Consider the following 19,829-nt stretch of genomic DNA (forward strand, 5'->3'; position numbering starts at 1 on the left):
TGTCAGCTCAGCGGTGTGATGCTGATGTTGCGGTACCGCACCGCGTTGCCGTGGTCCTGCAGCCGGACGGCCGCGGCCGCCGGGCCCTCGGGGGCGCCGCCGCCGGTGGGGCCGTCCACGGCCACGTCGTCGTGGACCTTCTTCCCGTTCCACACCACCGTGATCCGCGCGTCGGACGTCTTGTTGCCCTCGGCGTCGTAGCGCGCGGCGCGGAAGACGACGTCGTACGACTGCCACGTCTCCGGCGGCCGGGCGGCGTTCACGTCGGGCGCCTTCTTCTGGTAGATCGCGCCCGCCTCGTCGGTGGCGAGGGTGGTGTCGCCGTAGGAGTCCAGGATCTGGATCTCGTAGCGGTCCTGGAGGTAGACGCCGCTGTTGGCGCGGTCCTGGCCGGTGACGTCCGGGGGCAGCTTCGGCAGCCGGTACTCGATGTGCAGCCGGAAGTCGTCGTAGCTGTCCTTGGTGCGGATGTCACCGCAGCAGACCTCGGCGGCCCCGCCGTCGACCGGCCACTGCACCGGGCGTCCGTCGGTGTGCTGCCAGCGGTCGAGGTTCCGGCCGTCGAACAGGGTGACCGGGGCGCCGTGCCGGTCGACGGTGAGGAGGTCCAGGTTGACGTGCCCGGTGTCGCCCTCGTCGACCCGGTAGGCGACGGTGTTGTGCCCGGCGCGCAGCCGTACCGTCTCCCGCTGGGTGGACCAGGTGTCCCAGTCGCCGGTGCTGCGCAGCCCGGTCTGCTTGATCTTGCGTCCGTTGACGTACAGGGAGACGGACTTGGTGCCCTGGAAGGGGTTCGGACCGTTGGAGTAGCGCAGGCCCACGTCGTAGGAGCCGGTCCGGTCCACGGTGACGTCGAAGGTGGTGGTGGCACCCTGGGTGCCGTACCGGTCGACGAAGCCGCTGCCGGAGTAGCCGCGGTGGTCGGTGTTGATGCCGGCCGCCCCGGTGAGGGTGGCCTCCTCCGCCTCGTACACCGGGCCGGGTGCGGGTTCGGCGCCCGGGAGGGCGTTGAGGGTGTACCAGGCCTCGGTGCTCCACAGGGTCTCGCCGGACGCGGAGCTGAACGGACGCGGGGAGCGCAGGTGCACCACGCGGCCGGGCTTGAGGCCGTCGATGGCCAGGGTGACCTTCCTGCGGTCGGCGGACAGCTGCGCCGAGGTCACCTCGAGGGTCTCCTCGGCGATCTTGGGACCGCCGTAGTCGCGGGTCGGGGTGTAGCGCCACTGCTCGGCCCGGTAGTGGCTCACCAGGTCCTCGGCGGTCTCCTGCGACAGGGGCTGGGTGTACTCGACCTCGAAGCCGCCCTTGCGCACCCGCATGGCCTGGATGTCGAAGGTGTTGCCGCCGTTGGGCGTGAGCTTCTGCAGGCCGAACTTGAGCTTGCCCTCCTGGCCCCAGTTGCCGTCGGCGCCCAGACCGCCCACGTAGATCGCGCCGTCGGGGCCCATGCTGATGCGGTTCACGCCCGCTTCGAGGCCCTGGGTGAAGCGGAACACGGCTCCCTGGTACTGGCCCTTGACCTTCTCCAGGTAGGCACGCTGGAGCCCGCCGTAGGTGACGTCGCCGAACAGCATCTGCCCCTTGAAGCGCCCCTTGGTCAGATGAAGGGGCGTGCTGGGCGAGTTGGCGATCTCGTTCTGCGGCAGCCACAGCACCGGCTGGGTCACCGGTTCCTTGTCGAAGGGGCCGGCGGGGTTGGTGTAGTGGTTGAAGAAGCGGTCCTGCTGGACGTGGACCAGCTTGGACGCGGGCAGCCAGCCGCCCTGGTTGTCGGTGACGAACATGCCGCCCCCGGGCCCCCAGCCGATGCCGTTGGGCGTGCGCAGCCCGCCGGCCAGGTAACTGACCTTCCCCGTCTTCTTGTTCACCTTGACGGTGACGCCCCGGCCGGGCGCGGGCTGCGGGTCGCTGGTGGCGCCGCCGTAGTCGATGGCGACGGACAGGTTCAGGTAGAAGTACCCCTTGTCGTAGAGGAGTCCGAAGGCGAACTCGTGGAAGTTGCCGCCGTACGGCCAGGTGGCGACGGTCCGGGACCGGTCGAGGGAGCCGTCGCCGTCGCTGTCGCGCAGCTCGGTCAGCTCGTGCTTCTGCGAGACGTAGACAGCGTTGTCAACGACCTTCAGTCCCATGGGCTCCTTGAGCCCGCCCGCGATCTTCGTGGCCGTGACCTTGTCCGGGCCGGTGTTCCCGGTGGCGTGGTCGAGGACGTAGATCTCGCCGGCCGTGTTGTCGGTGCCTCCCCAGGTGCTCACCAGCAGCCGGCCGTCGGGGAGCCAGTCCATGCCGGTGACCTGCGGTTCGAAGCCCTCGGGACGCAGGTCGGTGAGGGTGTGGTCGGGGCGTACGGCGTTCAGCGGCAGGCCGTCGCCGGGCGAGTCGGTGATGCCCTCGCACTCCTTGCGGCCCGGCGCGGTCACCCGCACCACGCCGGCGTCGGTGCTCAGCGCCTCGTTCGGCACGGTCGTGAAGGCGTCGGCGCCCGGCGGGCGCCAGGCCAGGGTGAGCTGCTGGCCGCCGCCGCGCTCGAAGTGGTCGATGCGCAACGCGTGCATGCCCTCGGTGAGTTCGACGGTGCCGTCCTTGGGTTCGGCGCCGTGCAGCCCGTCGTGGTCGATCACCACCTGGCCGTCGATCAGCAGCCGGGAGCCGTCGTCGCTGGTCAGCCGGAAGGTGTACGCACCGGCGGCCGGGACGTGGACGTTGCCGGTGACCTGGCTGACGAAGTTGTCGGCGAACCCGCCGAAGTCGTCGGCCGCGCTGAAGTCGACGACCGGGGCCAGCCGGTCGACGTTGGGTGTCTGGCCGGGCTTGAGGGTGCAGATCTTCTCGAGCGGGACCTGCACGTCGAACACGCGGAGCGTGACGCCCGGTTCCTGGGGCGGTACGTCGGCCTGGGCGGCGGCGCCCGGCCGGGCCGAGGCGAGGGGCGACCCCCACACGCCGCCGGCCAGGAAGGCGCCGACGAGCAGGCCGGTGAGTGATCTTCGGACATGCCGGTACAGCCGTGCGTCCATGCTGCTGCCTCCTGCTGGGTCGACCGGAGGGCCGGACAACTCCGGTGGGGAATACGCGTTTTCGCGAGTACGCCAACGGTTGCGCCGACACGCTAGGAGACTTCTGCTCAACTCGTCCATACTTTGTCATCGACGAGTTCAAAGTTCTTCACGCGGACAACGAAGAGGCGGGTCCCGGGGGTTGCCGGGACCCGCCTCTTCCGGAACGCCGGACGGCCGGGGCGTGTCTAGGGCTTGCGGGCCAGGCCGCCGTGCTCGGCGATGACCTGCGGCTCCGGCGCGTCCTCGTCCGGACGCCACTGCTGCACGGACACCACACCCGGCTCCACCAGTTCGAGTCCGTCGAAGAAGGAGGTGATCTCCTTCACCGTCCGCAGGTTGTACGGCACCGCGCCGCTGGAGTTGTACGCCTCCTGCGCGCGCTCGAAGACCGGGTCGATGCCGCGCGAACCGTCGTTGACCGACAGGAAGCTGCCGGACGGCAGGGCGGCCATCAGCCGGTCGACGACCGAGCGTGCCTCGTCGTAATCGGCGATGTGGCCGAGGATGTTGCTGAGAATCAGCGCGGTGGGACGCGAGAGGTCCAGGGTGCGGCTCGCGGCCTCCAGGATGCGCTCGGGCTCCCGGACGTTCGCGTCGACGTACGCCGTCGCGCCCTCGGGCGTGGAGTAGAGCAGCGCGCGGGCGTGGGCCAGGACCATCGGGTCGTTGTCGACGTAGACGATCCGGGACTCCGGGGCGATCCGCTGGGCGACCTGGTGGGTGTTGTCGGCCGTGGGGAGGCCGGTGCCGATGTCGAGGAACTGACGTATGCCCTGCTCACCGGCGAGGTACGTGATGTTGCGGCGCAGGAAGGCGCGGCTGCTGCGGGCGATGGTGACGATGCCGGGGAAGACGGCGGTGTAGGCGTCGCCGGCCTCCTCGTCGACGGGGTAGTTGTCCTTCCCTCCCAGCCAGTAGTTCCAGATGCGGGCCGAGTGCGGCACCGAGGTGTCGATCTTCTGCTGTGCGGATCCGGGCGTCGTCGCGGGGTCGGTCATGAGTGCCGTCCGTACTGTTCCGAGAGCTGTTGTCGCCGCTCAATCTACGGTCCCACAGCTCGCCTGCGCAGGCTTGTCCGAAGGCCGCCGGGCGTGCGTACGGGGCCGCACGTCGCGCTCGACGGCGGCCCCGTGGACGGCATATGCCGAGGGCATGACCCACCCGCTGATCGGGCGGCTTGGATCAGGCGAGTTCGGCCAGGAGGTCGCCGCCCTCCACCTGCTGGATGCGGTTGATCGCCAGCCGGGACACCGTGCCGGACTTCGGGGCCGTGATGGCCGCCTCCATCTTCATCGCCTCGATGGTCGCCAGCGTGGCGCCGGCCTCCACCTGGTCCCCCTCGGCGACGGCGAGGGTCACCACACCGGCGAAGGGCGCCGCCACATGGCCCGGGTTGGCGCGGTCGGCCTTCTCGGTGACCGGCACGTCGGAGGCCGCGGCGCGGTCGCGGACCTGGATCGGCCGCAGCTGGCCGTTCAGCGTGGCCATCACCGTGCGCATGCCGCGCTCGTCCGCGTCGCCGATCGCCTGGAGCTCGATCAGCAGCCGGACGCCCGGGTCGAGGTCGACGCCGTACTCCTTCCCCGGGCGCAGCCCGTAGAAGAAGTCCTTGCTGTCCAGGACGCTGGTGTCGCCGAACGACTGGCGGTGCGTCTCGAACTCGCGGGTCGGGCCGGGGAACAGCAGCCGGTTGAGCGTCGGGCGCCGGTCCTTGGCCAGGCCCTCCCGGTCCTCGGCGGACAGCTCCGGCGCCGGCTTGGGCTCCGCGCGCCCGCGCAGCGCCTTCGTGCGGAAGGGCTCGGGCCAGCCGCCGGGCGGGGTGCCCAGCTCGCCGCGCAGGAAGCCGACGACCGAGTCGGGGATGTCGAAGCGGTCGGGCTTCTCCTCGAACTCGCGCGGGTCCACGCCCGCGCCGACCAGGTGCAGGGCGAGGTCGCCGACCACCTTGGACGACGGGGTGACCTTCACCAGCCGCCCCAGCATCCGGTCGGCGGCCGCGTACATCGCCTCGATGTCCTCGAAACGGTCGCCGAGGCCCAGCGCGATCGCCTGCGTGCGCAGGTTGGAGAGCTGGCCGCCGGGGATCTCGTGGTGGTAGACGCGCCCGGTCGGGGAGGCCAGACCCGCCTCGAACGGCGCGTAGACCTTGCGGACGCTCTCCCAGTACGGCTCCAGGTCGCCGACCGCCTGGAGATCCAGGCCGGTGGGCCGCTCGGAGTGGTCGGTGGCGGCGACCAGCGCCGACAGCGAGGGCTGCGAGGTCGTGCCTGCCATCGAGGCCACCGCGCCGTCCACCGCGTCCGCGCCCGCCTGGACCGCGGCGAGGTAGGTGGCGAGCTGCCCGCCCGCGGTGTCGTGGGTGTGCAGGTGCACCGGCAGGTCGAACTCACGGCGCAGCGCCGACACCAGTGTCGCCGCCGCGGGCGCCCGCAGCAGGCCCGCCATGTCCTTCACTGCCAGCACGTGCGCGCCCGCCTCGACGATCTGCTCGGCCAGGCGCAGGTAGTAGTCCAGCGTGTAGAGCCGCTCCGACGGGTCGGACAGGTCGGCGGTGTAGCACAGGGCCACCTCCGCCACGGACGTGCCGGTCGCGCGGACGGCGTCGATGGCCGGCCGCATCTGGGAGACGTCGTTGAGCGCGTCGAAGATGCGGAAGACGTCGACGCCGGTGGCCGCCGCCTCCTGCACGAACGCGTCGGTCACCTCCGTCGGGTACGGCGTGTAGCCCACGGTGTTGCGGCCGCGCAGCAGCATCTGGAGGCAGATGTTCGGCACGGCCTCGCGCAGGGCGGCGAGCCGCTCCCACGGGTCCTCGGCGAGGAAGCGCAGCGCGACGTCGTAGGTGGCGCCGCCCCAGCACTCCAGGGACAGCAGCCCGGGCAGGGTGTGCGCCACCACCGGGGCGACGGCGAGCAGGTCCTTGGTGCGGACCCGGGTGGCGAGCAGCGACTGGTGGGCGTCGCGGAAGGTGGTGTCGGTGACGCCGATGGTCGGCGACGCGCGCAGCCAGCGGGCGAAGCCCTCGGGGCCCAGCTCGGCGAGGCGCTGCCGGGAGCCGGCCGGCGGCTCCCCCGCGGGCACCTCGGGCAGCTTGGTCAGCGGGTCGATCAGCTCCGGCCGCTCGCCGTGCGGCTTGTTCACGGTGACGTCGGCAAGGTAGGTGAGCAGCTTGGTGCCGCGGTCGGCGGAGTGCCGGGCCGTGAGCAGCTCCGGGCGCTGCTCGATGAACGAGGTGGTGACCCGCCCGGCCTGGAAGTCGGGGTCGTCCAGCACGGCCTGAAGGAAGGGGATGTTGGTGGCGACGCCGCGGATGCGGAACTCGGCCACCGCGCGCCGGGCGCGGCCCACCGCGGCGGTGAAGTCACGTCCCCGGCAGGTCAGTTTGACCAGCATGGAGTCGAAGTGGGCGCTGATCTCCGTGCCGGCGTGGGTGGTTCCGCCGTCGAGGCGGATGCCGGAGCCGCCGGGCGAGCGGTACGCGCTGATCCGGCCGGTGTCCGGGCGGAAGCCGTTGGCCGGGTCCTCGGTGGTGATGCGGCACTGCAGCGCCGCGCCGCGCAGGGTGATCGACTCCTGCGACAGTCCGAGGTCGGCGAGCGACTCGCCGGCGGCGATGCGCAGCTGGGCCTGCACCAGGTCGACGTCGGTGACCTCCTCGGTGACCGTGTGCTCGACCTGGATGCGCGGGTTCATCTCGATGAAGACGTGATGGCCGTCGCGGTCGAGGAGGAACTCCACGGTGCCGGCGTTGCGGTAGCCGATGTGCCGGGCGAACCGCACGGCGTCCGCGCAGATCCGGTCGCGCAGCTCCGGGTCGAGGTTGGGCGCCGGGGCGAGCTCGATCACCTTCTGGTGGCGGCGCTGCACGGAGCAGTCCCGCTCGAAGAGGTGGATGACCTCGCCCTGACCGTCGGCGAGGATCTGCACCTCGATGTGGCGGGGCTCGACGACGGCCTTCTCCAGGAACACGGTGGGGTCGCCGAACGCGGAGGCGGCCTCCCGGGACGCGGCCTCGACGGCTTCCCGCAGCTGGGCGGGGTCCTCCACACGGCGCATGCCCCGGCCGCCGCCTCCCGCGACCGCCTTCACGAACACGGGGAAACCGATCGCGTCGGCGGCGCGCACGAGTTCGTCGACGTCGGTGGAGGGCGCGGAGGATCCGAGGACGGGGACGCCCGCCTCCCGGGCCGCGGCCACGGCGCGCGCCTTGTTCCCGGTCAGCTCCAGGATGCGGGCGTCGGGGCCGACGAAGGTGATGCCCGCGTCCGCGCAGGCCTTGGCCAGCTCGGGGTTCTCCGACAGGAATCCGTAGCCCGGGTAGACGGCGTCGGCGCCGGCCCGGCGCGCCGCGCGCACGATCTCCTCGACGGACAGATAGGCCCGGACCGGGTGTCCCGGTGCGCCGATCTCGTAGGCCTCGTCGGCCTTCAGACGGTGCAGCGAGTTGCGGTCCTCGTACGGGAAGACGGCAACGGTGCGCGCACCGAGTTCGTAGCCCGCGCGGAACGCCCGGATCGCGATCTCGCCGCGGTTGGCGACGAGCACCTTGCGGAACATGGTCGGTCCCTTCAGCCTGCCGGTGACGATCACCATCGTGTCCGCGGCAGGGGCGATACGCCATGTGAGCCGGGCCACTCGTTCCGGCGCGCCGGGGACAGGGGGCCGCCATACCGGGACGTACGGGGGTACGGGTCGCAGACGTACGGGGCCACAGAGGGAACGTTTCCCCTGTGGCCCCGGCGCCCGGTAGGCGCGCGCGTGCGTGCCGTGTGCTACTCGGTGACCTTGAGCAGCTTGTTGGGCGTGCCGGTGGTGGGGTTGCTGATCGCGTCGGCGGTGGCGCCGTCGGTCAGCGCCTCGGCGACGGCTGCCGGGTCGGCGTCGGGGTGTGCCGCCAGGTGGACGGCGGCGGCGCCGGCCACGTGCGGGGAGGCCATCGAGGTGCCGGAGATGGTCTTGGTGCCGGTGTCGCTGTCGTTCCAGGCCGAGGTGATGCCGGAGCCGGGCGCGTACAGGTCGACGGACTCGCCGAAGTTGGAGAAGTCCGACTGGGCGTCGTCCTCGGTGCTGGAGGCGACGGTGAGCGCCTCGGGCACACGGGCGGGCGAGCCCTGGCCGGCGTCGGCGGACTCGTTGCCGGCGGCGACCGCGAAGGTGACGCCGGAGGCTATGGCCCTCTGCACGGCCGCGTCGAGCGCCGGGTCGGCGGCGCCGCCGAGGCTCATGTTGGCGACGGACGGGCCCTTGTGGTTCTCGGTGACCCAGTCGATGCCGGCGACGACCTGCTCGGTCGTGCCGGAGCCGTTGTCGTCGAGGACTCTCACGGCGACCACCTTGGCCTTCTTGGCCACGCCGTGGCCGGCGCCCGCGATGGTGGCGGCGACGTGCGTGCCGTGGCCGTTGCCGTCGTCGGCGCTGTCGTCGTTGTCGACGGCGTCGTAGCCGTGGCTGGCGCGCCCTTCGAAGTCCTTGTGCGTGATCCGCACGCCGGTGTCGATGACGTACGCGGTGACGCCCTCGCCCGCCTGGTCGGGGTAGGTGTACTTGCTGTCGCCCGCGGTGTCCTGCTGGTCGATGCGGTCCAGGCCCCAGGAGGGCGGGTTGTCCTGCGTCGCGGTGGTGCGGTACGTGCGGTTGGCGACCACGGCGCCGACGGCCGGGTCGGCCGCGAGGCGCTTCGCCTCGGTCGCGCTGAGGCCGTCGGCGGAGAAGCCCTCCAGGGCCGCGCCGTACGACCGGCTGAGCGTGCCGCCGTACTCCTGGGCCAGTTCCCGCTTGTCGGCGGACGTCGTCTCCTCGTCGAGGAGGACGATGTAGCTGCCCTTGACGGCGCCTGCGGCGCCGAGGCCGTGGACCGTGCCCTCGGCCGGCTGGGCCTGGGCGGACGAAGCCCCGAGCAGGGCTGCCGTGCTCGCGGCGGTCACCGCCCAGGCGGCGGCGGTGACTTTCAGTGCGACGGTGCGCATCCGTTGCGTCATGAAGAGGGGTCTCCTCGTCAGGGTGGTGTGGGGGGTTGGCCTCCGGCGTGACGAGACGCGGAGGCTGACGAGAAGACTGACTATGTGTCGCGTTCAGATCAATGGTGGCCGGGGACGGCGGACGTCGCGGTACGGCCGATCTCCACAACGTCCGCCCAAGTCCGAGCCAACCGATCCGTGAAACCCGAGCTGAGCGGGGTACTTGAACGCGCCAACCAGCGCGTGGGCGAGATTCGTGACCATCCCGTCACCCGATCCTCACGGGACGGGCGTTTCACGCCCGTGGGTCAGGGGACCGCCGGTCAGCGGAACAGGCCGGCGTGACGCCGGGCCCAGTCGGCGAAGGGGCGCGGCGGACGGCCGAGGACGTCCTCGACGCCGAGGCCGGTGCGCAGTTCGTCCCCGGTGGGCTCGCCCAGGATGCCGAGCGTGGTCCCGACGACCTCCTCGGGCATGAACCGCAGCATCTGCTCCCGGGCCTCGCCGCGGGGCAGGTCCACGAACCGCACCGGCTCGCCGAGCGCCGCCCCGATCGCCCCGGCCTGCTCGCGCGGGGTGACGAGGGCCGGGCCGGTCAGCTCGATCACCCGGCCGCCCGGTCCGCCGTCGCGCAGGACCGTGGCGGCGACCTCGGCGATGTCCGCCGGATCGATCAGCGGCAGCCCCACGTCGCCGAACGGCGCGGCGACCGTCCGCGCCGACCGCACGGCGCCCGCCCATGCCAGGGAGTTGGAGTGGAAGCCCCCCGGACGCAGGATCGTCCAGTGCGCGTCCGACTCCCGTACGGCGTCTTCGACGGCGCGCGCCACCACGCCGTGCGACACCGAACCCGGTCGGGTGGCGACGCCCTGTGAGGACAGCAGCACGATGCGGGTGACGCCGGCGGCCTTGGCCGTGGCGACGATCTCCCGCGGGTCGATCAGATGCGCGGAGGCGCCGCCGCTCTGCAGGAACAGCGCGTCGGCCCCGTCGAACGCCTCGCGCAGACTGCCGGCGTCGGTCAGGTCGGCGCGCACCTGCCGTACGCCGTCCGGCACGTGGTCCGCCGTGATCCCCCTCGACGTCGCCGTCACCCGCGCGCCGTCCGCCGCGAGGGAACGCACCAGTTCCCGGCCGACGTTCCCCGTTGCCCCGGTCACCACAAACATGAACAACTCCCCTGTTGTCTCGGTGTGGTGGGGACGCTAACAGCCTGAATATAGTAGGTACCTAGAGGATAGTGACTTCCCCGAAGGGGTGTGCATGGCCGGACCGAAGCAGGCGGCGACCACGGGGAGCGAGCCCGCGTTCGCCTGTCCCGTCAGCCCGGTGGTGGACATCGTGTTCAGCCGCTGGACCACGCCGGTGCTGTGGGCGCTGCACGCGTACGGACGGCAGCGGTTCGTCGAGCTGGAGCGGCGCATCGGCACGATCACGCCGAAGGTGCTGACCCAGCGGCTGCGGCAGCTGGAGCGGGACGGACTGGTGGTGCGCACGTACCACCCCGAGGTGCCGCCCCGGGTGGAGTACGAGATCAGCGAGCTGGGCCTCAGCCTGGCGCCGCTCTTCGCGCATCTCAGCGAGTGGGGTGCGGCCCATCTGGGCCAAGTCGAGGAGGCACGGCGGGCGTACGACGCGGACCCTGCCCGTCGGTGAGACGTCGGTGAGACGTCGGTGCGGCGCGCCTGGCGGGCCGTCAGGCCTGGCCGGTCTCGAAGCGGGTGATGCGGCCGTCGTCGTCGACGGTGAAGGACCAGGTGGTGCGCATCTCGCCGTAGGTGTCGTTGGTGTAGCGGGCGATGAGGCGGCGGCCGCCGTCCGACTCGTTCTCGACCTCCATGTGACCGTGGGAGGAGAAGATCTCCCGGTCGGTCCAGTCGGCGAGGTCCCGTTCGGTGCCGTCGTCCGCCATGGTGGCCCCGGGCGCCAGCAGGGCCCTGAAGCCCTCCCGGTCGTGGTTGTTGACGGCCGTGACGAAGGCGCGTACGGCCGGGTCGCTGAGGCGGGTGGTCTGAATGGTCATGCCTGTCAGGTTCGTACCGGTGCCGGGCCCCCGCCACCCGCGTCACCCGTTCGGCGTCGGCGACGGGCCGGGCCCGCGGCGGCGGTGCGACGGTGGTCGGGCCCGACCACCGTTCACGGGGAGACGACGTGACCTGTTACGACCGACGCGATCTGGGACTGCTGCTGCTCCGGCTGGGAACCGGCGGGGTGCTCGCGGCGCACGGTACGCAGAAGCTGTTCGGCTGGTTCGGCGGGGGCGGCATCGAGGGCACCGGCCAGTTCATGGACTCCATCGGGTACGCGCCCGGCAAGGTCAGCGCCACGGCGGCCGGTGTCGCGGAGACCGGCGGCGGGCTGCTGCTGGCGCTCGGCCTCGCCACCCCGGCGGCGGGTGCGGCCGCCGCCGGGGCGATGGCGGGCGCGTCGGCCGTGCACGCGCCCAACGGCTTCTTCAACCAGGAGGGCGGGTTCGAGTACGCGGCGTCGCTGGGGATGACGGCGGCGGGGCTCGCCGTCACCGGGCCGGGACGGCTCTCCCTCGACCATCTGCTCCGGCACGCCGTCGACCGGGGCTGGATGGTCCCGGCTGCCCTCGGGGTGACGGCGGCGGCCACGGCGATGGCGGTGGGGGCGCGGACCCGGCGGCTGCGGAAGGCGCGGGAGGGGCAGCAGGGGACGCTGTTCGAGTAGCGGAGGGCTGTCAGTGGGCTGTGCGAGGCTCCTCGCTCATGAGCGAGCACGAGGATGTGGACCTCTGGCGGTCCGTCGAGGAGTTGCACGGGTGGCTGGACGCGAACCGGGTCGTCGACGGGCCGGACGAGGTTCTGCTGCGGATTCTGAAGCTGTCGGAGGAGGTGGGCGAGGTCGCCCAGGCGGTGGTGGGGGCGACGGGGCAGAATCCGCGGAAGGGGGTGACGCATACGTGGGACGACGTGAGTGCGGAGTTGTGTGACGTCGCCGTCACCGCTCTTGTGGCGTTGCGGACGCTTACGCCTGAGGCGCGGGATGTTTTTGCGGGGCATCTTCGGCGGGTTCGTGAGCGGTCGCTGGGGGCGGGGTGACGGCCCGGCGGGCGGGTGCGGGTTGTCCTGGGCTGGTCGCGCAGTTCCCCGCGCCCCTGAGGGGGTCGGCCGTGACGCCTGCTTGCAGGTGTCGGCTCTCCGCCGGGGGGTCGCGCAGTTCCCCGCGCCCCTGAGGGGGTCGGCCGTGACGCCTGCTTGGAGGTGCCGGCTGTCCGCCGGGGGGTCGCGCAGTTCCCCGCGTCCCTAAGGGGTCTGGCGGCGGGCGTTCTCGAGGAAGTGGAGGACTGCTGCCACGCGGCGGTCCGTGCGGTCCGTGGGGGGCAGGTCGAGCTTGGCGAAGATGCTGCGGATGTGCTTGTGCACGGCCCCGTCGCTGACCACGAGGCGTTCCGCGATGGCCGCGTTGCCCAGGCCTTCCGCCATCAGCGCGAGCACGTCCCGCTCGCGAGGGCTCAGCCGCTCCAGGCGGGTGTCGGGCCTGCTGCGGGTGAGCAGCTGGGCGACGACCTCCGGGTCGATCGCGGTGCCGCCGTCCGCCACCCGGTGCAGCGCCTCCAGGAACTCCTCGACCCTCCCCACCCGCTCCTTCAGCAGATAGCCGAGCCGGGCGCTGCCCTGCGCGAGCAGGTCGGTGGCGAAGGCCTGCTCGACGTAGGCGGACAGCACGAGCACCGCGAGGCCGGGCAACCGCCGCCGCGCTTCCACGGCGGCGGTGATCCCCTCGTCGGTGTGGGTGGGCGGCATCCGTACGTCGACGATGGCGACGTCCGGCCGTTCCGCGTCGACGGCGTCGAGGAAGGCGCCGGGCTCCTCGGCCGTCGCCACCACGTCCAGGGACTCGGCGCGCAGCAGCAGCGCCAGCCCCTCGCGCAGCAGGGCGTCGTCCTCGGCGATCACGATCCGCATGGCAGGGTCACCTTCAGGGTGGTGGGGCCGCCGGGAGGGCTGGCCAGCTCCAGTGTTCCGTCGTGGGCCTCGACACGGCGTCGGATGCCGGTGAGCCCGGTCCCGCCGTGCTCGCCGGCACCGCCGTGGCCGTCGTCGCGGACCTCCACGTGCAGCAGCCCGTCGGCCACGCGGACGGCGACCCGCGCCTCGCCCGCGCCGCTGTGCCGGGCGATGTTGGTGAGGGCCTCGGCGACCGCGAAGTACGCCGTCGCCTCGACCGCCGCCGGGCACCGCGCGGGCAGGTCGGCATAGACCCGGCACGGCACCGGGCAGCCGGCCGCGAGCGCGGTGAGCGCGTCGGGCAGGCTGCGGTCGGCCAGGACCGGCGGGAGGATGCCGCGCACGACCGCCCGCAGTTCGGTGAGCGCCTGCTCGGCGGCGTCCTGGGCGCGGTCCAGCAGGGCCGCGGCCTCCTTCGGGTCGCGGGCCAGGGCACGGCGGGCGGCGCCGAGCAGCACGGTGACGGCGACGACGCGGTTCTGCGTGCCGTCGTGCAACGCCCGCTCCACGCGACGGAGTTCGGTGACGTGGGCGTCCAGGGCGGCGGCGCGGGTGGCGGTCAGCTCCGCGACCCGCAGGACCAGGTCGGTGCCCGGGTCGGGGCTGAGCAGGCGGCGTCCGGGCCAGGTCTGGAGCCGGGTGAGGGCGGGCGCGCACAGCAGGGTGACGCCGACCAGGGCCACGCCGATCGCGCTGACGGCGAGGGCGCCGGGCCAGTCACGGACGGTCCACCAGCCCACGGCGGACGTGGCCTCGCTCTCGGGCAGGAAGGTCCAGTACAGCGGGAAGGTGACGTCGTGGGCCGCGCTCAGCGGCAGCGTCGCCCCGACGAGACCGAGGAACAGGCCGAGGAACGCGTGCGTGACCACCCAGCGGACCTCCCGGCGGACGGTGCGGTCGGCGAGCATCGCCCGCAGCCCGTCGGGCGGCGGCGCCGGGCCGACGATCTCCGGGCCCCAGCGGGAGAGCCTGCCGCGTTCCCGGTCGGCGACCGCGCGCACCGCGTGCAGGGCGGACGGCAGCAGCCACAGGCCCACGCCGACGACGCAGGCCGCCGTGGTGAGGGCCAGCCACAGCGTGGCGAGCAGGGCGAGCAGGGCGGTGCCCAGTCCCCCGATCAGGTGCTCCAGCGCGTCCAGCGCGGTCCGGGCACGGACGGCCACCGCCCGGCGCCGCCCCGGCCGTACGCCCGCCGGGCGGTCGTGGGTCACCACCATCCGCACCTCCCAGGCACGGAGGATAGAACGCCGCCCCGCCGCCCCGCCCGGCCGCCCGCCCTGCGGACGCCCGGGGCCGGGGCCCATTGCCCGGGCGCGGGCACGGGAGCGGGAGGGCGCGCCGGAGGCGGCGGGTTTGCCCGGGTAGGCGCCCGCGCGAGACCTGGCCGGTGCGCCGGAGCCGGCGAACGCGCCAGACCTGTCCGGCGCGCCGGAGCAGACGGGCACGCGGACGGCGGCAGGGGTGCCAGAGCCGACAGACGCGCCGGAACCAACGGGCGCGCGAGAGCCGGCCGCCGTGCCAGAACCGGCAGGCCCGCCAGAGCCGACAGACACCCCGGCACCGGCCGACATGCCGGAACCGGCGGGCGTGCCAGAACCAGCAGGCGCGCCGGAACCAACGGGCACGCGAGAGCCGGCCGCCGTGCCAGAACCAGCAGGCCCGCCAGAGCCGACAGACACCCCGGCACCGGCCGACATGCCGGAACCGGCTGGCGCGCGAGAACCGGCCGCCGCGCCGGAACCGGCGGGCGCGTCTGTGCTGTCAGGCGTGGTCACTCGCGGACGCCCATGCCCTCGACCGGCGCCGTGCGCAGGATGCGGCCGACCGGGACCATCGTGGCGAGCAGGGCCAGCGCCGCCGTGCCGCCGAGGAGGGCCGCCCAGCCGGCGGCCGGGACGTGGGGCACGGTGGCTCCGGTGACCGCGCGGACGATCGTGGTGAGGGTGACGCCGGCGATCACGGTGCCGATCAGCAGCGCCACGCCCAGCAGGCCGGCCTGTTCGGCGTGGACCATCCGCTTCACCTGGCCGCGGGTGACGCCGACCAGGCGGAGCAGGGCCAGCTCCCGGGTGCGGGCGAGCGCGGCCATGACCAGGGTGTTGGCCGCGGCCAGCACCGCGTAGCCGACCAGGACGCCGACGAGCATCTTGTTGAGCCAGCCGCTCACCGCGACGTCCTCGGCGAGTTCGCCGGTCAGGCGGGCGGTGTCGACCACCTGACCGCCCGGGTGACGGCGGGCCAGCTCGGCGAGGGCACGCTCGGCGCCCGCGTCCGGGGCGGTGCGGATCAGCACCCGGTCGTCGAGCCCGGTGACGGTGTGCCCGTCGAGGGTCCGCCGGTGCAGGGTGACGTCGCCGAAGCCCCAGCCGCGCTCGTAGAGGGCGACGACGCGCAGGGTGACGGGCGTGCCGTCGCCGAGCCACAGCCGCGCCCTGTCCCCCAGCCGCCAGCCCGCCGCGTCCGCGCGTGCGGTGGAGACGGCCACGGTGTCCTCGCGCAGGGCGTCGAGACTGCCGGAGCGGACCCGCAGGTCCAGGGTGCGGTCCGCGCCCAGCGGATCGATGCCCTGCGCGGGCACCGTCTGCGGTTCGAGCCGGTCGGGCACGACCACGGAGGTGCGGCGCACGCCGGTCGCGGCGACCACCCCGGGGACGCGGCGCGCCTCGGCCGCGGCGGAGGCGGGCAGTCCGGCGCCGGAGGTGAGCGCGTGCTGGGCGAGGACGCCCTCACGGCTCTGCACCACCGTCTGCCGCTCCAGGTTGTCCTGGAGGAACCACACCGTGCCGCCGAGGCCCACGGACAGCACGAGCGCCGTGAGCACGGCGACCATGCCGCGGGCGTTGGCGCGCAGGTTGGCGGCGGCGAGGTAGCCGCTGCTGCCCCACACGGCGCGCAGCGCGGGCTCGAGCAGCCGGGCCGCGGCCTGGTTGATCCAGGGCGCGAGCAGGGCGACGCCCAGGACGAACAGATAGAGCATGCCCATGGCGGCGCCGAGCGCGGTCTGCCCGTCGGTGGCGCCGGTGAGCCCGGTCAGCGAGACGGCGCCGCCGAGACAGGCGAGTCCGGAGATCAGGCGCACCCTGCCGCCGGTGGCGGGTTCCACGGCCGCCTCGCCGAGCGCCTCGGTGGGCCGGATGCGGGTGACGCGCAGCGCGGCGGTCCAGGCGGAGAGCAGCGCCACGACGGCGACGGTCACGACGACGGCCGCGGCGGACAGGGCGCCGCCCCGGACGGCGAAGTCGTCCGGGAGGAAGCCGCGGGAGACGAGCGCGTCGCGGACCAGGCGGACGGCGAGCAGCCCGGAAGGGGCGCCCACGGCGCCGGCGAGCAGGGCGAGCAGCCCGACCTCGGCGAGGAGCATCGACCGGACCTGGCCGGGGGTGGCGGCGACGGCCCGCAGCAGGGCGAGGTCGCGGCGCCGGTGCCGTACGGACAGTCCGACGGTGCCGGCGACGACGAAGCCGACGACGGCCGCCGCGTATCCGGCGAACGCGGCCCCGGCGCCGAGGGTGAGGGAGCGGGCGGCGGCGCTCTCGGGCTCGGCGGCGAGCCCGCGGTCGTCGCCGGTGTACGCGGTGGCGCCGGCGGCGTCCGCGATCCGGCGGACCCCGGCGAGGACGGCGTCCCGGTCGGCGTCCGGCGCCGTGAGCACGCCGACGGCGTCGTAGCGGCCGGGGTGCGGGTCGAGGGCGGCGGCGTGCGCGTCGGTGAAGAACACCGCCGCGCGCCCGCCCGGCGTGCCGTCCGCGTCGACCACGCCGCTCACCCGGTAGGCGTGGCTCACCCCGCCGGTGACCACCTCGGTGGTGGTGCCGGGTGTGAGGCCCGTGGAGCCGGCGAGCCGGGCGTCGACGGCGATCTCCCGGTCGGAGCGCGGCGGCTGTCCGGACACCAGGCGGTACGGAGCGAGGGCGGTGCTCGACCAGCCGTGGCCCGTGGCGGGCAGCTCGGGAGCCGCGGTCGTGGTGACGACGAGCCGCCGGTCGCCGACCGCGCGCTCGACGCCGGGCACGTCGGCCAGTTCACCGGCCAGTTCCGCGGGGACGCTGCCCCGCTCGGGCAGGAGGACGGTGGTGCGCTCGGTCTCGCCGAGCACCGTCGGCCCGTCGACGGTCAGGTCGCGGTCGGCGATCACGGCGAGGGCCGCGCCGTAGCGGTGCGGGTCGCCCTGGTGCCGCCATCCGGACTCGACGAGCAGGGCGCAGGTCATGAGGACGGCGACGCCCGCGGCGAGCGCGACGAACGTGGCGAGGAAGCCGCCCTTGTGGTGGCGCAGCGTCTGCGCCGCGAGCCGGAGCACCCGTCAGCCCTCCCGGCTCGCGACGGGCTGCCGGTGGCCCGGCAGGGCGAGTTGTTCGGCGATCCGCTCGGCACCGGAGCGTTCCATGTCCCGGACGATCCGCCCGTCGGCCAGGATCAGGACGCGGTCGGCGTAGGAGGCGGCGACCGGGTCGTGGGTGACCATGACGACGGTCTGCCCGTATGCGTCGACCGCCGACCGCAGCAGGTCCAGGACGGCCGCCGCGGACCGGGTGTCGAGCGCGCCGGTGGGTTCGTCGCAGAAGATCACCTCGGGGCGGGTGACCAGCGCCCTGGCGATGGCGACGCGCTGCTGCTGGCCGCCGGAGAGCTGGGCGGGCCGGTGCCGCAGCCGCTCGCCGAGGCCGACCCGCCCGACGACCTCGTCGACCCAGGCGGGGTCGGGGCGCAGGCCCGCGAGCCGGGACGGCAGCAGGATGTTCTGCTCCACGTTCAGCGCGCCCACCAGGTTGAACGCCTGAAAGACGAAGCCGACGCGGGCGCGCCGGAGTTCGGTGAGCTTCTTCTCGGACAGGGACGACAGGTCGGTGGCGCCGATCCGCACCCGCCCGGAGTCCGGCCGGTCGAGTCCGGCCGCGCAGTGCAGCAGGGTGCTCTTGCCGGATCCGGAAGGTCCCATCACGGCGGTCGCCGTGCCGCGCGGGAACTCGGCGCTCACGTCGTCGAGCGCCACGACGGGCTGTTCGCCGCCGTACGTCCTGCGCACGCGCTCGAGGGCGACGGCGCTGCCGTCCGGGATCAGGGGCATGGTCGGGGGCCTTCCGGGTGCGGTTCCTCGGGACCCTCCCGACGCTAGGGCGGCGGCGGGCCGCCGCCCATGCAGCCAGCGACCGGCTTGTGGTGGTGCAGGCGCTACCTGACGCGTGCGCCGTCCGGGCGGAGCGCGGGCCGCCGGTGATCGAGTGGTGTCCGGTGAGGGGCGCGCGTACGGTCGAACGGTGGACTCCCGGAAGGGGGACCCGATATGACCAGCAGTCCGCGACCGGCCTCCACACAGGACGTCGCGCGGGACGGCCGCGGCGGCGGCAACGCGATGGCCCTGTTCGTCATCGCCTCGTGCCAGCTGATGGTGGTGCTGGACATCACCATCGTGAACATCGCGCTGCCGCACATCCAGCGCTCCCTGGACTTCTCGACCGCCAGTCTGTCGTGGGTGGTCAACGCCTACACCCTCACGTTCGGCGGGCTGTTGCTGCTGGGCGGCAGGGCCGGTGACATCCTCGGCAGACGGCGGGTGTTCATCTTCGGCGTGCTGTTGTTCGTGCTGGCGTCCCTGCTGGGCGGGCTCGCGCAGAACGCGGGTCAGCTGCTCGCCGCCCGTGCGCTGCAGGGCGTGGGCGGCGCGATCGCCTCCCCGACGTCGCTGGCGCTGATCAGCACGACCTTCCGCGAGGGGCCGGAACGCAACCGCGCGTTCGGGGTGTTCGCGGCGGTCTCGGCGGGCGGCGGCGCGATCGGGCTGCTGGCCGGCGGCATGCTCGTCGAGTGGCTGAACTGGCGGTGGGTGCTGTTCGTCAACGTGCCCATCGGCCTGCTCATCGCCCTCGCCACCCCGCGGTACATCAAGGAGTCCGAGCGCCATCCGGGCCGCTTCGACGTGACCGGCGCGCTGACCTCCACGGCCGGCATGGTGCTCTTGGTGTACGGCTTCATCCGGGCCGCGCAGGACGGCTGGCGGGACCCGCTGACGCTGGCGTCGTTCGCGGCGGCGGTGGTCGTGCTGGTGACGTTCGTGCTGCTGGAACGGCGGTCGCCGCAGCCGATCACACCGCTGCACATGTTCGCGGACCGCAACAGAGCGGGCACGTACGGCATCATGCTGTGCCTGGCCGCCGCGATGTTCGGCATGTTCTTCTTCCTGACCCTGTTCGTGCAGAACGTCCTGGGCTTCAGCCCCCTCCAGGCGGGCCTCGCCTTCCTGCCGGTGAGCGCGGTCATCGCGGTCGGCGCCGGGCTGGCCTCGCGGTTCCTGCCGGTGTACGGGCCGAAGCCGTTCATGGTGGCGGGCGGTCTCTTCGCGGCCGCGGGCCTGGCGTGGCTGACCCTGACCGATGTGCACTCCACCTACGCGGGCAGCGTGCTCGGTCCGATGCTGGTGTTCAGCTTCGGCATGGGCATGGAGTTCGTGTCGCTGACCTTGATGGCGCTGTCCAACGTGCCCGTGCCGGAGACGGGCGCCGCCTCCGGTCTGCTCAACACCACGCAGCAGGTGGGCGGCTCGCTCGGCCTGTCGATCCTGGTGACGATCTACGGCACGGCCAGCACGAACGAGGCCGAGAAGCAGGTGACGCGGTTCCTGCAGCAGGCGACCCCGGCCGAGCGGCTGGAGTTCCGGCGCACGGGGGAACTCCCCGGGGAGTGGGGCGCCCAGGTCCTCACCGCCGGCGTGTCCGCCGCGTTCGTCATGGCGGCCGTTTTCGCCGGGCTCGCCGCCCTGATCGCGATGGTGGCGATCCAGGTCCGTCCGTCGGACCTGGAACGTCTCCAGGGCGGCGGTCCGGGTGGCCCGCCGGGGTGAGGAG

General features: G+C 73.4%; 14 protein-coding genes. 4 read left to right on the plus strand and 10 right to left on the minus strand.

Annotation, left to right across the window (positions count from 1 at the left end; translation table 11 throughout):
- Nucleotides 1-2: 2 nt before the first annotated feature.
- From ACP7TJ_RS01375 to ACP7TJ_RS01395, 5 genes are all read right to left on the minus strand, one after another.
- Nucleotides 3-3,014: a family 16 glycoside hydrolase gene (locus ACP7TJ_RS01375; RefSeq protein WP_427761793.1), complete on the minus strand. Its 3,012-nt coding sequence runs from the start codon at nucleotides 3,012-3,014 to the stop codon at nucleotides 3-5.
- Between the two features lie 227 nt (nucleotides 3,015-3,241).
- Nucleotides 3,242-4,054, minus strand: a complete 813-nt coding sequence (locus tag ACP7TJ_RS01380; protein WP_167744241.1) for an SAM-dependent methyltransferase — start codon at nucleotides 4,052-4,054, stop codon at nucleotides 3,242-3,244.
- A gap of 184 nt (nucleotides 4,055-4,238) precedes the next feature.
- Nucleotides 4,239-7,613 carry a pyruvate carboxylase gene (locus ACP7TJ_RS01385; RefSeq protein ID WP_189909431.1) on the minus strand — a complete coding sequence of 1,125 codons (3,375 nt, stop codon included), beginning with the start codon at nucleotides 7,611-7,613 and terminating at the stop codon, nucleotides 4,239-4,241.
- Between the two features lie 215 nt (nucleotides 7,614-7,828).
- Complete coding sequence (locus ACP7TJ_RS01390; protein WP_427761796.1) at nucleotides 7,829-9,034, minus strand: S8 family serine peptidase; 1,206 nt, start codon at nucleotides 9,032-9,034, stop codon at nucleotides 7,829-7,831.
- A 302-nt stretch (nucleotides 9,035-9,336) separates the two neighbouring features.
- On the minus strand, nucleotides 9,337-10,182 hold the full coding sequence (locus ACP7TJ_RS01395; protein WP_189909191.1) for an SDR family oxidoreductase: 846 nt from the start codon (nucleotides 10,180-10,182) through the stop codon (nucleotides 9,337-9,339).
- A gap of 94 nt (nucleotides 10,183-10,276) precedes the next feature.
- On the opposite strand from ACP7TJ_RS01395, the gene ACP7TJ_RS01400 reads away from it, so the two are divergent.
- A complete protein-coding gene (locus ACP7TJ_RS01400; RefSeq protein ID WP_093769773.1) occupies nucleotides 10,277-10,669 on the plus strand; it encodes a winged helix-turn-helix transcriptional regulator in 393 nt (130 codons plus the stop codon).
- 40 nt (nucleotides 10,670-10,709) lie between these two features.
- Here the strand turns inward: ACP7TJ_RS01400 and ACP7TJ_RS01405 are convergent, their stop codons facing one another.
- On the minus strand, nucleotides 10,710-11,036 hold the full coding sequence (locus ACP7TJ_RS01405; RefSeq protein ID WP_427761798.1) for a nuclear transport factor 2 family protein: 327 nt from the start codon (nucleotides 11,034-11,036) through the stop codon (nucleotides 10,710-10,712).
- A 128-nt stretch (nucleotides 11,037-11,164) separates the two neighbouring features.
- On the opposite strand from ACP7TJ_RS01405, the gene ACP7TJ_RS01410 reads away from it, so the two are divergent.
- Nucleotides 11,165-11,707 carry a DoxX family protein gene (locus tag ACP7TJ_RS01410; RefSeq protein ID WP_427761800.1) on the plus strand — a complete coding sequence of 181 codons (543 nt, stop codon included), beginning with the start codon at nucleotides 11,165-11,167 and terminating at the stop codon, nucleotides 11,705-11,707.
- A 38-nt stretch (nucleotides 11,708-11,745) separates the two neighbouring features.
- Nucleotides 11,746-12,078, plus strand: a complete 333-nt coding sequence (locus tag ACP7TJ_RS01415; RefSeq protein ID WP_102640844.1) for a MazG-like family protein — start codon at nucleotides 11,746-11,748, stop codon at nucleotides 12,076-12,078.
- A 204-nt stretch (nucleotides 12,079-12,282) separates the two neighbouring features.
- Here ACP7TJ_RS01415 and ACP7TJ_RS01420 read toward each other — a convergent pair whose 3' ends face one another.
- The 4 genes from ACP7TJ_RS01420 to ACP7TJ_RS01435 form a co-directional block, all read right to left on the minus strand.
- The gene (locus tag ACP7TJ_RS01420) at nucleotides 12,283-12,945 is read right to left on the minus strand and encodes a response regulator (protein WP_228920580.1); all 663 of its coding nucleotides are present in this window, start codon (nucleotides 12,943-12,945) and stop codon (nucleotides 12,283-12,285) included.
- Nucleotides 12,933-14,204, minus strand: a complete 1,272-nt coding sequence (locus ACP7TJ_RS01425; protein WP_427761801.1) for a sensor histidine kinase — start codon at nucleotides 14,202-14,204, stop codon at nucleotides 12,933-12,935. Before ACP7TJ_RS01425 ends, ACP7TJ_RS01420 begins: the two co-directional genes overlap by 13 nt.
- 554 nt (nucleotides 14,205-14,758) lie before the next feature.
- Entirely contained in the window at nucleotides 14,759-17,287 is a 2,529-nt protein-coding gene (locus ACP7TJ_RS01430; RefSeq protein ID WP_427761803.1) for an FtsX-like permease family protein, read from the minus strand.
- A 3-nt stretch (nucleotides 17,288-17,290) separates the two neighbouring features.
- Nucleotides 17,291-18,055 carry an ABC transporter ATP-binding protein gene (locus ACP7TJ_RS01435; protein WP_093769780.1) on the minus strand — a complete coding sequence of 255 codons (765 nt, stop codon included), beginning with the start codon at nucleotides 18,053-18,055 and terminating at the stop codon, nucleotides 17,291-17,293.
- A gap of 216 nt (nucleotides 18,056-18,271) precedes the next feature.
- Between ACP7TJ_RS01435 and ACP7TJ_RS01440 the strand changes: the two genes are divergently transcribed.
- Nucleotides 18,272-19,825 carry an MFS transporter gene (locus tag ACP7TJ_RS01440; RefSeq protein ID WP_093769781.1) on the plus strand — a complete coding sequence of 518 codons (1,554 nt, stop codon included), beginning with the start codon at nucleotides 18,272-18,274 and terminating at the stop codon, nucleotides 19,823-19,825.
- Nucleotides 19,826-19,829: the final 4 nt, after the last annotated feature.

Origin of the sequence: Streptomyces sp. DSM 41931, assembly GCF_050271085.1 — a bacterium.
In the GTDB taxonomy this organism is placed as follows: Bacteria; Actinomycetota; Actinomycetes; order Streptomycetales; family Streptomycetaceae; genus Streptomyces; species Streptomyces albogriseolus.

Excerpts from the sequence above, each read along its gene's own strand:
- ACP7TJ_RS01375 (WP_427761793.1), bottom strand. The coding sequence starts at position 3,014 with ATGGACGCACGGCTGTACCGGCATGTCCGAAGATCACTCACCGGCCTG.
- ACP7TJ_RS01380 (WP_167744241.1), bottom strand. The coding sequence starts at position 4,054 with ATGACCGACCCCGCGACGACGCCCGGATCCGCACAGCAGAAGATCGAC.
- ACP7TJ_RS01385 (WP_189909431.1), bottom strand. The coding sequence starts at position 7,613 with ATGTTCCGCAAGGTGCTCGTCGCCAACCGCGGCGAGATCGCGATCCGG.
- ACP7TJ_RS01390 (WP_427761796.1), bottom strand. The coding sequence starts at position 9,034 with ATGACGCAACGGATGCGCACCGTCGCACTGAAAGTCACCGCCGCCGCC.
- ACP7TJ_RS01395 (WP_189909191.1), bottom strand. The coding sequence starts at position 10,182 with ATGTTTGTGGTGACCGGGGCAACGGGGAACGTCGGCCGGGAACTGGTG.
- ACP7TJ_RS01400 (WP_093769773.1), top strand. The coding sequence starts at position 10,277 with ATGGCCGGACCGAAGCAGGCGGCGACCACGGGGAGCGAGCCCGCGTTC.
- ACP7TJ_RS01405 (WP_427761798.1), bottom strand. The coding sequence starts at position 11,036 with ATGACCATTCAGACCACCCGCCTCAGCGACCCGGCCGTACGCGCCTTC.
- ACP7TJ_RS01415 (WP_102640844.1), top strand. The coding sequence starts at position 11,746 with ATGAGCGAGCACGAGGATGTGGACCTCTGGCGGTCCGTCGAGGAGTTG.
- ACP7TJ_RS01420 (WP_228920580.1), bottom strand. The coding sequence starts at position 12,945 with ATGCGGATCGTGATCGCCGAGGACGACGCCCTGCTGCGCGAGGGGCTG.
- ACP7TJ_RS01425 (WP_427761801.1), bottom strand. The coding sequence starts at position 14,204 with ATGGTGGTGACCCACGACCGCCCGGCGGGCGTACGGCCGGGGCGGCGC.
- ACP7TJ_RS01435 (WP_093769780.1), bottom strand. The coding sequence starts at position 18,055 with ATGCCCCTGATCCCGGACGGCAGCGCCGTCGCCCTCGAGCGCGTGCGC.
- ACP7TJ_RS01440 (WP_093769781.1), top strand. The coding sequence starts at position 18,272 with ATGACCAGCAGTCCGCGACCGGCCTCCACACAGGACGTCGCGCGGGAC.